Annotated in this window: 12 protein-coding genes and 1 pseudogene; 3 read left to right on the top strand and 10 right to left on the bottom strand. The window is 37.2% G+C overall.

The features are described from left to right. Nucleotides 1-40: 40 nt before the first annotated feature. From lgb_RS08230 to fabI, 4 genes are all read right to left on the bottom strand, one after another. The gene (locus lgb_RS08230; RefSeq protein ID WP_003134181.1) at nt 41-697 is read right to left on the bottom strand and encodes a Crp/Fnr family transcriptional regulator; all 657 of its coding nucleotides are present in this window, start codon (nt 695-697) and stop codon (nt 41-43) included. An 8-nt stretch (nt 698-705) separates the two neighbouring features. Next, nucleotides 706-1929: an MFS transporter gene (locus tag lgb_RS08235; protein WP_019292959.1), complete on the bottom strand. Its 1224-nt coding sequence runs from the start codon at nt 1927-1929 to the stop codon at nt 706-708. A gap of 54 nt (nt 1930-1983) precedes the next feature. Continuing rightward, the gene (locus lgb_RS08240; RefSeq protein WP_003134184.1) at nt 1984-2187 is read right to left on the bottom strand and encodes a hypothetical protein; all 204 of its coding nucleotides are present in this window, start codon (nt 2185-2187) and stop codon (nt 1984-1986) included. Nucleotides 2188-2404: 217 nt separating this feature from the next. Then, entirely contained in the window at nt 2405-3157 is a 753-nt protein-coding gene (gene fabI / locus lgb_RS08245; RefSeq protein WP_003134186.1) for an enoyl-ACP reductase FabI, read from the bottom strand. Between the two features lie 214 nt (nt 3158-3371). Between fabI and lgb_RS08250 the strand changes: the two genes are divergently transcribed. Next, complete coding sequence (locus lgb_RS08250) at nt 3372-4070, top strand: N-acetylmannosamine-6-phosphate 2-epimerase (protein WP_019292958.1); 699 nt, start codon at nt 3372-3374, stop codon at nt 4068-4070. A gap of 277 nt (nt 4071-4347) precedes the next feature. Next, entirely contained in the window at nt 4348-4806 is a 459-nt protein-coding gene (gene fabZ / locus lgb_RS08255) for a 3-hydroxyacyl-ACP dehydratase FabZ (RefSeq protein ID WP_003134189.1), read from the top strand. A 26-nt stretch (nt 4807-4832) separates the two neighbouring features. Here fabZ and uvrB read toward each other — a convergent pair whose 3' ends face one another. Next, nucleotides 4833-6821: an excinuclease ABC subunit UvrB gene (gene uvrB, locus lgb_RS08260; protein WP_249663205.1), complete on the bottom strand. Its 1989-nt coding sequence runs from the start codon at nt 6819-6821 to the stop codon at nt 4833-4835. After that, on the bottom strand, nt 6818-7273 hold the full coding sequence (locus lgb_RS08265) for an RNA pyrophosphohydrolase (protein WP_019292956.1): 456 nt from the start codon (nt 7271-7273) through the stop codon (nt 6818-6820). The genes uvrB and lgb_RS08265 overlap by 4 nt, the downstream gene beginning before the upstream one ends. Nucleotides 7274-7377: 104 nt before the next feature. Here lgb_RS08265 and def point away from each other — a divergent pair, with 104 nt between their 5' ends. Continuing rightward, nucleotides 7378-8004 carry a peptide deformylase gene (def, locus tag lgb_RS08270; protein ID WP_017370260.1) on the top strand — a complete coding sequence of 209 codons (627 nt, stop codon included), beginning with the start codon at nt 7378-7380 and terminating at the stop codon, nt 8002-8004. A gap of 44 nt (nt 8005-8048) precedes the next feature. Here the strand turns inward: def and lgb_RS08275 are convergent, their stop codons facing one another. The 4 genes and pseudogenes from lgb_RS08275 to rpoD form a co-directional block, all read right to left on the bottom strand. Then, the gene (locus lgb_RS08275; RefSeq protein WP_019292955.1) at nt 8049-8294 is read right to left on the bottom strand and encodes a hypothetical protein; all 246 of its coding nucleotides are present in this window, start codon (nt 8292-8294) and stop codon (nt 8049-8051) included. A gap of 82 nt (nt 8295-8376) precedes the next feature. Further along, nucleotides 8377-8964: pseudogene (gene yqeK / locus lgb_RS08280) on the bottom strand (bis(5'-nucleosyl)-tetraphosphatase (symmetrical) YqeK). 55 nt (nt 8965-9019) lie between these two features. Then, nucleotides 9020-11266 (bottom strand): ATP-dependent Clp protease ATP-binding subunit, encoded by a 2247-nt coding sequence (locus lgb_RS08285; protein WP_019292953.1) that lies wholly within the window; start codon nt 11264-11266, stop codon nt 9020-9022. A 218-nt stretch (nt 11267-11484) separates the two neighbouring features. Next, complete coding sequence (gene rpoD / locus lgb_RS08290; RefSeq protein ID WP_017370526.1) at nt 11485-12867, bottom strand: RNA polymerase sigma factor RpoD; 1383 nt, start codon at nt 12865-12867, stop codon at nt 11485-11487. Nucleotides 12868-12877: the final 10 nt, after the last annotated feature.

Here is a 12877-nt window from a genome sequence, read left to right on the forward strand (position 1 = left end):
AACCTTAAGATTCTGGAGGTTTTGAACTCTGTTCTTCACTCTAGCTGATATAGTTTTGTAAGCTGTATTGATCACAAATCATAATCTTATGCTGAACAATATCAATAATTTTTTCTTCCCGGAGTTCACGAAGTATTCTGTTAACACTGGTTCGTGTTGAGATTCCACAAAATCCTGCTATGTCTTCATTGGTTACGGGAAAATCAATTAATATCCCTTCCGCTTTTTGTTTACCAAAGCAATCAATGAAATTATATAAACACGCGCATACAGCGCCTTTTTTACCGTTTACAGTCATTTTTTGCAATGCTTCTAAGATCATGACTAATCTTTTACGATAGAAATTATCCACAATACGAAACAGCTTGATATCTTTATCAATCCATTCCCAAAAAACTTTACGTGGTACCCGATAAAAAGTTGCCTCATCCGACTCTATTCTCACATTAAAAAGAGCTGAAACTCCATCCAGTTGTTCTTCTTCAAGCAATGAAACAAAATCTGGTTCACAAACATAAGTAATATTAAACTCACGACCATTTCGCAAAATACTGCTCAGTTTTACTACACCTTCTTTAAGAACATAAAGATACTCTGATTCAATGCCTTGATACATGATATAGCTGTGTTTCCTACGACTAACTACACTCACATTTTTTTCTTCTAAAAGCTCTACTACGTATTCTATGTCATTCATACCATTTTTTAAGCAACATTTGTCTGGTGTTGTTTTTTCCCATGCACAAGATAATAGATAATCCATACGATGACAACCGCTGGCGCACTGTAAAGATACAGGTTACGGAATCCAACCATGCCTTTTCCAAGCATTGGAATGATAGCTCCTAAAATAATCGGACCACCACCAACGCCCAAATCTAAAAAGCCAAAGAAAGTTGAAGTTGCAACACCTATACGATCTTTGCGTGCTTCACGAATCGCAATAGCTTGACCAAAAGGTGCAACTCCTCCATAACCGAGACCAAATGTCCCTCCAGCAATAAGCAAAATGATAAAGCCAGCACCTGGACTCATGAAACCTGCTAAACCAACGAAGAGCATTGAAATTGCAAAGAAGATAAAGACAGGATGGAAAACCCAATTGTCACCTTTAGTATCAAACATGCGTCCTGTTAATGGGCGTGATAAGAAAATCAAGACAGCATATAAGGTAAAGAATAATGAACCAGCAGTCGAAATATGTAAGAAGGATGTAAATGGCCCCATTCCTGTTAAAATAGCGGAGTCAATAAATCCTGCCAAAAAGGCTACAAAAGAAATAGGTAAGGCTGATTTTTCGATGTATTTATCTAAGCCTTTTGGACTGTGAAGTAATGCTTCTTGCACTTCTTCTTCGGAGAGTTCTTTTACATGGACAAAGAATATCAAAACAAAAGTTAAAATAAGTAAGATAAGTGCCAAAGCAAGAAGCCCATTAAAACCTAACGAAGAAGAATAAATGGAAATACTTAAAGCAGGTCCCACAGCTGCAGCCAGCGTAACGGACAAAGCATAATAGCCAATCCCTTCGCCTCGTCTTGAAGCTGGAACAATATGTCCAGCAATCGTTCCTGAAGCTGTTGCTCCAATCCCAAATCCCATACCTTGAATTACACGTATAATAAAGAGCAAAGGTATATTAGTCGTTGCATAATACCCCAAGGTTAAAACTAAAAAGATAATTCCACCTACATAAAGGAGCTTTTTCATCCCAATCCGTGTTACAACGATACCGGTCCATACACGCCCTATAAGCGCCCCGATAACAAAGATACTTGATAATGATAAGCTCACTACTGTAGATTGATGGAGTTCTTCCATCGCATACGTCCCTATAGATGACGTTAAAACGTAAAAAACAATATAAAATAAAAAGCTAATAAGTGTATTAATAATGAAAGTAGCTGTAAAAAGACTTTCTTTTTTCATGATTTTTTCTATTCCTCGACTGATGTGTATCTTATGAAGATACTTTTTTGTTTGTTATTTGATAAGGGAGATGTTTCTTACTTCAAAAGCAAATTTTCCATTATCTGTAATCAAATAACCGTGATGATCAGTCACATATTTTACAGCTTCGGCCATGGAGTCAAATTCTTCGATTAGACTGTGGTAGTTTACTCCGCCCATAAAGTTAGGGGTTGCATCTTCTTCATATGTAGATAAACTTTTAAATTCAAATTTCATTGTTAAATTTTCCTTTTCTTTATTCTCGTCAAAAATTTAGTGGCCACTTTCATTTCGACATTTTATGTACAAGAAATATAATATAAGAAAAAGCGTAACATCGCTACAACAATTTATACTGCAAAATATGAACAACATATGTTAACAACTCTTATTTGTAAAAATAAAAAAATACTTGATAAGGCCAAAACCCTATCAAGTATTTCTCTGTTTTTGCTTATGTCAAGTGAACACCTTTATCCACATAAACCACATCTCCAATGACGCCTGTAGCTAATGGACTAACGAGGAAGGCAGCAGTTTGTCCAACTTCTTCGATCGTTACTCCCTTACCGTCAGCTGTACGGCTGTTTGATTCTTTAATCAAATCTTTGTAGCCTGCCACACCAGATACCGCAAGTGTTTTGATTGCACCCGCTGAAATAGCATTAACATGAACACCAACGTGTGCCATTTCTGCTGCCAAGTAACGTACACTTGCTTCTAGAGCTGCTTTAGCAATACCCATTACATTGTAGTTAGGAATCGCACGAACAGAGCCCATATAGCTCAAAGTAACAATACCAGAGCCTTCATTGAATAAAGGTTTTGCAGCTTTTGCTACAGCAAGCAATGAGTAAGCTGAGATATCTTGTGCAAGGGCATAGCCGTCACGTGAGATATCAGATACATTACCATCAAGTTCTTCTTTTTTTGAATAAGCAATGGCATGTACCAAACCATCTATTTTACCCACGCGGCTTTCAATAGTTGAAAATGCGCGACGGATAGATTCGTCAGATACAACATCACATTCAATAAGTAGATCTTCTGGTCCAGCAAGCTTTGCAAGCTGTTTTTCCATACGTTCATTTTGATAAGTGTAAATCAAGGTCGCCCCTTGATCTTTCATAGCTTTAGCGCAACCCCAAGCGATAGACTTGTTGTTAGCCACACCCATAATGACGATTTTTTTTCCTTCTAAAAACATATAAATAAGTCCCCTTAAAATAAAAAAATATATTTCAGAAAATATAAGTTAAAAAATATAAGTAAATAGTTTAGTATATCAAAATACTTACTACATAAAACATTGTAATGTAAAAGCCTGTAATTGTCAAGTTTCCCTCTTCGATCTAAAAGAAAACGTTTTAAAAATCCTAAATTTGATGATACAATAAAATTAAGAATGAAAGAGAGGTTTTATGAATAAGCAAGAATTTATTGAAAAAGTCCGCGGTGGACTGATTGTTTCCTGTCAAGCGTTGCCAGGCGAACCACTTTATACTATTGATGGTGGAATTATGCCTCTTATCGCTTTAGGTGTCCAAAATGCGGGCGCTGTAGGTATTCGAGCAAATTCTGTACGAGACATTGAAGAAATTAAAGAGGTTGTTGATGTGCCCATTATCGGCCTCATCAAACGTGATTATCCTCCACAAGAACCCTATATTACTGCAACTATGCAGGAAGTTGATGAGTTAGCTAGCCTTAATATCGCCGTAATTGCCTTAGATTGTACACTGCGTGAACGTCATGATGGTTTAAGTATGGCAGATTTTGTTCATCAGGTGAAGGAAAAATATCCTCATCAATTGCTAATGGCAGATATTGATACTTTTGCTGCTGGAAAAGCGGCCTATGAAGCTGGTTGTGACTTTGTCGGAACCACACTTTCTGGTTATACTGAGGCAACAAAAGAACGACCTCAACCTGATATTGAGCTTATTCAGTCACTCTTGGACAGCAATATTCCGGTGATTGCTGAAGGTGGTATCCATATTCCCGAACAGGCTAAAAAAATTCAGGAACTTGGTGTGCTCGCTCAAGTTGTTGGTGGAGCAATTACACGTCCTCATGAGATTACTGCCCGCTTTATCAAAGCTATAAAGCAAGCTGAATAAAAAAATCTCTCAAACCAAGGGTGGCTGAGAGATAGAGCTTATGTTAAAGTAATCTTTACTCAAATAGTATAGCACTAGTGGCTTCATTTTTTCTAGTAATAAACATCTAAGTTTAATATTCTAAAAATTTGCCATGCTTGGCTCTAGTTATACCTCTATCGAATTTCTCCATGGTCTATAGTAGCAATCTAAGGAGCATTTTAATGTTTTTATACATAAAACAATAAAAATAGTGATATAATGAGATAGTACAAATAAAATATGAGGTACTATTAATATGACAAATTCAAAGTATGCTATGACAGCGACAGAAGTTATGGAAGTTATTCCTAACCGTTATCCTATTATGTTTATCGATTATGTTGACGAAATCTCAGAAAATAAGATTCTTGCAACAAAAAACGTTACAATTAACGAAGAAGTTTTTAATGGGCATTTCCCTGGCAACCCAACTTTCCCAGGCGTTTTGATTTTGGAAAGTTTAGCTCAAGCCGGTTCTATCTTGATTCTTAAAAAAGAAGAATTCCAAGGAAAAATGGCCTATATTGGTGGCATCGACAAAGCTAAATTCCGTCAAAAAGTTGTTCCTGGTGATGTAATGAAACTCGAATTTGAAATCACTAAATTCCGCGGCAAAGTAGGTAAGGCTGATGCTGCCGCATATGTTGATGGCAAGAAAGTAACAACTTGTGAGTTTACCTTCATCGTGGATGAAGCCGCTGAACAAGAAAAATAAAAAAAGAGCACCTGCTCTTTTTTTATTTAATCTAAAGCCTTAATTTCCAAAATCATGTCTCGTAACTGCGCAGCTGATTCAAAGTCAAGCGCTCCTGCAGCTTCCGCCATTTCTTTCTCCAGCTTTTTAAGTAATGCTTTACGTTCTTTTTTCGTCATTGCTTCAGCTGAAATTTCTTCAACTTCTCCACTTTCGGTACGTTTCGTAATTGAAATCAGATCACGAATTTCTTTCTTAATGGTTTGTGGCACAATCCCATGTTTTTCATTATATGCCATTTGAATTTCACGACGACGACTCGTTTCATCCATTGCACGTTGCATAGACTGTGTAATATTATCACCATACATGATGACACGTCCATTAGAATTACGTGCAGCACGTCCGATGGTTTGAATCAAGCCACGCTCATTACGTAAGAAACCTTCCTTATCCGCATCCAAAATAGCAACCAGAGAAACTTCTGGCACATCAATCCCCTCACGTAAAAGATTAATACCGACTAATACATCAAAAACACCCAATCTCAAGTCACGAATAATTTCTGTTCGCTCCAAAGTTTTGATATCACTGTGCATGTACTTAACTTTTACACCCATTTCTTTGAAATAGGAAGTTAAATCTTCAGCCATCTTTTTCGTCAAGGTTGTTACAAAAACACGTTCATCTTTTTCAACACGCGCATTGATTTCTCCTAAGAGATCGTCAATTTGCCCCATCATTGGCCGAACTTCCACGATAGGATCGAGAAGACCTGTAGGACGTATAATTTGCTCCACGATTGTCTCTGTTTGCTCCATTTCATAGTCACCAGGTGTGGCAGAAACATAGACAATTTGATGCACATGACTTTCAAACTCTTCCCGACGAAGCGGACGGTTATCCAAGGCTGAAGGCATACGGAAACCATAATTAACCAGCATATCTTTACGCGCCCGGTCACCATTATACATTCCCTTTACTTGTCCCATCGTCATGTGGCTTTCGTCAATCATAATCATGAAATCATCAGGGAAGAAATCAAGTAAAGTGAAAGGTGGTTCCCCTTCGGTACGGCCGTCCATATGACGCGAGTAGTTTTCGACACCATTACAATAGCCCATCTCACGTAGCATTTCAATATCGTAGTTGGTTCTTTGTTCCAAACGTTGCGCTTCAAGGAGCTTCCCTTCACTACGGAAGACCTTTAATTGCTGTTGAAGTTCTGCTTCAATCTTGGCAATGGACTCTTCCATACGGTCGTCATTAGTCATAAAGTGAGTAGCCGGGAATATAGCAAGATGGTCTACTTCGCCTAAAACTTGTCCTGTCAGGGCTTCTATTTCACGGATCCGGTCAATTTCATCACCAAAAAATTCAACACGAAAAGCATGCTCATCTCGTGATGCTGGGAATACTTCCACAACATCACCACGTACACGAAAACGACCACGTTGAAAATCGATATCATTACGTTCAAACTGGATGCCCACTAAATCGTTGAGTAATTTATCACGAGAAATTTCCAGTCCAGGACGTAAGCTGACGACGCTATCTTGATATTCCTTAGGAGAACCCAAACCATAAATACATGAAACAGAAGCAACGACAATGACATCATTACGCTCTAAAAGGGAACTTGTTGCACTATGACGTAGTTTATCAATCTCATCATTGACAGAACTGTCTTTTTCAATATAAGTATCTGAAGAAGGCACATAAGCTTCAGGTTGGTAATAATCATAGTAACTGACAAAATATTCGACAGCATTATTAGGGAAAAACTCTTTGAATTCACTGTAAAGCTGACCCGCAAGTGTCTTATTATGTGCCATAACTAAGGTAGGTTTATTTGTCCGCGCAATAACTTGGCTCATGGTATATGTTTTACCTGTACCAGTAGCCCCCCGTAAAATTTGCGCTTTTTCACCATTTTCAATATTTTCTACAAGCGTCTCAATAGCTTGTCCTTGATCTCCAGCTGGTTCATACTTGCTGACCAGATCAAATTTATTATCTGTTATACGTTCTATCATTTTATTTCCTTAAATTCTTTTTTAAAATAAGCGAGGGCCTTTCGGTATACATCGGCTTTGAAACTAAATGTATTAAAATCAATATCTGCAAAAGGCACAGCCTTATAGCTGATAAACTCAGGATGACCAGTTTTTACATTTATAGAAGCCTCGGGATAAAGTCGGATAAGAAAATACTGTTGTTCTTGCCCATCATATCTCCAATCAGGAAAAGTCATACCTTCTGGAAAGTCATAACGTAAAAGTTCTGGATATTTCCCTATAATTTCAAAATCTTGCGTACCAATCTCTTCTTCAAGTTCTCTTACCACGGCTTGTTCAGGGGTTTCACTTGTCTCAATTCCTCCTTGTGGGAAACCCCAAATTTGTGGCAAATCTGCACGTTGAAAGAGTAAAATTTCATTTTCTGCATTCAAAATGATTGCTGCTGTATTTTTTCTATAAGTTTTCATTTCTGCTCCCTTATAAACCTTCTCTTTAATCAATTTTAACATTTTTGACTGAAAATTTATGATATAATTAACTAATAGTAATAATATATCAAGGAAGTAAAAAAATGTCTGTACAAGAAAAATTAATCAAAGCAAGTCATATGATTAGCATGGACGATATTGTCCGTGAAGGAAACGAAACGCTACGTACTGTTGCTGATGAAGTAAGCTTACCCTTGTCTGATGAAGATATCATTCTAGGCGAAAAAATGATGGAATTTCTCCGTAATTCACAAAATCCAGCAATGGCGGAAAAAATGCAGCTCCGTCCAGGTGTTGGTTTAGCAGCCAATCAACTCGATATTGCCAAAAAAATTATCGCTGTCCTTATCCCTAACGATCCAGAAGTAGATGAAAATGGTAATGAAGTTGCACCTAAAGAAGCTTATAAGTTGGCAGAAATCATGTATAATGCTAAAATTGTAAGTCACTCTGTTCAAGATGCAGCTATTGAGTCTGGTGAAGGTTGTCTTTCTGTCGATCGTGAAGTCCCTGGTCTGGTTATCCGTCACGCGCGTGTAACTGTAGAATACTATGACAAAAATGGTGAGAAACACAAGATTCGTCTGAAAGATTTCCCTTCAATGTGTGTCCAACATGAGATCGACCATACAAATGGTATAATGTTCTACGATCACATCAATGAAAAAGAACCTTGGGCTGTCAAAGATGGACTTCTGATTGTCCAATAATTTCCCCCAATAAAAAAGAATAAGTCTAAAAAGCTTATTCTTTTTTATTTTAATAATTTTTCAAGTTTCCTTTTTCTTATCCTATAGTCTTGAACATTAAGGATAATTGTTATTATGAGGTAAACAGGGTAAAAAAGGAAAATATATGAGGGGAGAGCGATTATTATCACAAATCCACTAATTGCTCCAATAAAATAATTATTGACTTGATTAAAGGCTGTGTATTTTGAAGACGTTTCTTGATCATATTTCCGAGCCATATCTTCTTCGTTTAAAATTCTCCAGAGCATAAGTATTCCCCCTAAAAGTATTTTTAGTTATTTATTAGCACGAAAAATATAAGGAATATGCACCAAAGATAAAGTTTTTTCATTAACCAATTCTTCTCAGATTTAAAAATTCATAAGCTTCTAAAAGCCAAGGATGAATAACTTTTATATCGTGTTTCAAAATATAATCAATATAAGCAAAGGCTGCTGCTTCAAAAGAATAATTTAGCGCCTGAGTGATTTCCTTTAGATAAGGAGGTTGTCCTTCTTGATCCCATCTTATTTTGTCAGCCACAAATAAAACTAAATCAACCTTTGAAAATTTTTTCTTCAAGGTAGTATGGCAAGAAATTGCTGAAAGAATTTTTTCGTCTTGGATACCAAATTCTCTTTGAGCCATTATCCTTGATATTTTTTGATGAATAATCAGAGGAAATTGTCTTTCTTCCTTAAATAGCTTTATCTTCATATCTTCTGCTACAAAAATTCTTTCATTATTGGGATAAATAGCAGAAATATCATGTAAGTATCCTGCTATTTTTACTTGCTCTCTTTCTGCTTCTTTTAGAAATGCATGCCCTATTTCTTCAGCATTGTCACCAACAGTTATGCAATGGTTATATGTTGCATAACATTACTTTTCTAATAAAAAAGTTTTTATCTCTTGTTTAAGTTGATTTGTATTTTTCATATTTACCTTACTTTAACAAAACAAGATAAGACCATCAACCGGTCTTATCTTGTTTTTATTTCTCTTCATCTTCATTATCAGATGTATCCGCTGTGTCTTTTACTTCTTCAGGCTTATTCACAATAACAATCTTATCATCAACCAAGTCTGCAAGTAATTCTTTATACTCAGGATGCTCGATATAAAAATCAGCAATAGCATCCTCGATATTATCCTGGATGGTACGACGTAATGGGCGTGCTCCCATTTTCGGATCGTAGCCCAGATCAACGAGTTTTTCTTTAACCGCCTGTGTGACGTCAAGATGAATATCATTTTGAGCGATTTGAGCATTTACTTCATCCAACATTAAATCTACAATCTTAAGCAAGTTTTCTTTGCTCAATGCTGAGAATTCAATGATAGCATCAAAACGGTTCATGAATTCTGGACTGAAGAAATTACCCAACTCTCCAAGCACTGAATTCGTACGTCCTTCACGTGCAGCGCCAAAACCAACACTTGCTTCAACCTTACCTGTACCAGCATTCGATGTCATAATGATGATGGCATCTTTGAAGGAAACTGTACGACCTTGCGCATCTGTCAAACGCCCGTCATCAAGAATTTGCAAGAACATATGCATTACATCCGGGTGAGCTTTCTCAATCTCATCCAATAAAATTAAGCTGTATGGGTTACGGCGCACACGTTCTGTCAACTGACCTGCTTCTTCATACCCCACATATCCTGGAGGAGCACCAATCAACTTAGCCACACTATGTTTTTCCATGTATTCCGACATGTCAAAGCGAATCATGCTATCTCTTGAGCCAAAAAGCTCATAAGCCAATTGTTTTGCAAGTTCGGTCTTCCCTACACCAGTAGGTCCAACAAAGAGGAATGAACCGATAGGACGATTAGGCTTTCCAAGTCCGACACGCGAACGACGCACAGCTTTAGAAATTTTATCAATCGCTTCATCTTGCCCGATAACATGTTCTTTCAAGTCTTCAGCTAGATTAATGAGCTGTGTTTGTTCTTTTTCTTTCAAATCACCTACAGGTATATGTGTCTTTTCTTCAACAATTGCTTCAATATCTTTTTCTGTGATATTTGGCATGTCAGTATCTGAAATTTCATGACTTTGAAGCTCACGAAGCTTAGCGATTTGATCACGGAAATGAGCCGCTTTCTCAAAATCTTCACGTTGCATGGCTTCGTTTTTTTGTGCCTCTGCTTGCTCAATCCGTTTCTTTATGTCCTCAGGATCAACAAATTTGAGGGTCAGATTCTTTTTCGAACCCGCTTCGTCCAGCAAGTCAATTGCTTTATCGGGAAGGAAACGGTCCTGAATATAACGGTTAGACAGATTTGCAGCAGCTAAGATTGCTTCATCTGAGTATTTTACATGATGATAATCTTCATAACGTTTTTGAATACCACGTAAGATTGTGATAGTCTCATCTACAGAAGGTTCATCAACTTTAACAGGTTGCATCCGACGCTCAAGCGCTGCATCTTTTTCAATAATTCGATATTCATTGAGGGTTGTTGCTCCAACAAGTTGGAGTTCTCCACGTGCTAAAGCCGGTTTAAGGATATTTCCAGCATCCATATTTCCTTCCCCAGCAGAGCCTGCGCCCACAATCTCATGAATTTCATCAATGAAGAGGATAACGTCATCACGTTTACGAATCTCTTCCATCAGTTTTTGCATACGCTCTTCAAATTGCCCACGCACACCAGTACCTTGGACGAGACTGACAACATCAAGACGAATAACTTCTTTATTTTGTAGTTTTTGTGGTACATCACCATCAACTATTTTTTGGGCTAAACCTTCAACAACTGCTGTTTTCCCAACACCAGGTTCACCGATAAGAACAGGATTATTTTTTGTTCGACGATTCAAAATTTCGATAACACGTGTAATTTCAGAATCTCGTCCAATAACAGGATCTATTTCTCCACGACGTGCAGCATCAGTAATGTTGACTCCGAATTCTTCAAGAAGTCCTTTAGGTGCTTGACTTCCACGAGGATTTTGTGGACCTCCTGGGCCTCGACCACCCGCTTGTGTTGGAGGTGTCATTGTCCGACCTTGATCATTACCATGTAAGGCTTGGAAAATATCTGGAAATGGATTAAAAGGATCATCATTATTCGAAATATTTGTAGCTCCAGCAAACAAGCTTTCTTGACCACCTGATTTCATAATTTGATAACAGTTTTGGCATAGATCTACTTGCTTACGCTGGCCATTCACATTTGTATAAAGGTGAATTGTCGCTTCGTTTATTTTACAATTTTGGCAGAGCATCTCTTCCTCCTTTGTGGTTACGTCTTTTCTTTATTTTAACTTATTTTTTTAGAATTAAAGAATCATGTCTGGCTTCTTTTATTTAAAGTTTGACCTTTTTTGACCTTTAATAATTTTTATTATATCACTTCTCTCAAATTTATCAAATCTTTTGTACTATATTCTTTTTCAATTATAAGAAAAAAACTCTTCGACACCTGTCGAGAGAGTTTTTTATATTACATAAAGTCACGCAATGGTTTGCTGCGACGAGGATGACGCAATTTTTTAATCGCTTTAGCTTCAATTTGACGAATACGTTCACGTGTCACTTTAAATTGTTTACCAACATCTTCAAGTGTGTGCATACGTCCATCATCAAGTCCAAAACGCATACGCAATACGTTTTCTTCACGGTCTGTCAAGGTATCCATAACTTCATCAAGCTGTTCACGAAGCAAGATACGGTTTGTGTAGTCTACAGGGCTTTCAATTACATCATCTTCAATGAAATCACCAAGATGTGAATCGTCTTCCTCACCAATAGGTGTTTCCAATGATACAGGTTCCTGCGCAATTTTTAAGACTTCACGAACTTTATCAGGTGTCATGTGCAATTCTTTACCAATTTCTTCTGGTAAAGGATCACGACCTAATTCTTGTAAAAGATTACGTTGCACACGAATCAACTTGTTGATTGTTTCAACCATGTGGACAGGAATACGAATTGTACGTGCTTGGTCAGCAATCGCACGTGTGATTGCTTGACGAATCCACCATGTCGCATAAGTTGAGAATTTGAAACCTTTAGTGTGGTCAAATTTGTCCACAGCTTTCATAAGTCCCATATTTCCTTCTTGAATCAAATCCAAAAATTGCATGCCACGTCCTGAATAACGCTTTGCAATTGAAACAACCAAACGTAAATTGGCTTCCGCAAGCATTTGTTTGGCAAATTCTGCTTCATCACCACCTGCCACGATAGCTTCCGCAAGTTTTGTTTCTTCTTCAAGCGAAATCAATGGATAACGTCCGATTTCCTTAAGATACATACGGACAGGATCATCAATACGGACATTTGTCACGATTTCATCCATGGCATTATCATCAAGCTTTTCTTCTTCTTCAGCTTGCAAAGCTAATGGACTAGGATTTCCTTCTTTATCAACAATAGAAATACCTGCATCTTGGATTTGTTGAAGCAAATCTTCGATAGCTTCGGCTTCCAAACCAAACTTCACCACAAGCTCATCTGTAATTTCATCATCTAAAGCTTCTTCGAGAGGTTTACGTTTTGTAATATAAGCTGCTACTGCTTTATCAAAAGCCTTATTGTCAAAAGTATCCGAATCTTTAATATCGATTTTCTTGGCCGCTTTTTCTTTAACAGAAGTTACATGTTTAGAACCTTTTTCTTTTAACTCTTCCACATCAACTTTTTCAACAATAATTGGTTTAAAATCCATTGCCGCAAGGAGTTTTGCTTCTTCAGCTTCAAAAATAGAACTTGAATGCGATTTAACCGCCATACCAAGCTCTTGTGCTTTTGCGATTAAAGCTTTGTTAGTGATTCCAGTTTCTTTTGCAATTTGACTGATTCTTTTTTTATTATTACTTGCCAATTTAATCCTC

This window comes from Lactococcus petauri (assembly GCF_023499275.1).
Taxonomy (GTDB): Bacteria; Bacillota; Bacilli; order Lactobacillales; family Streptococcaceae; genus Lactococcus; species Lactococcus petauri.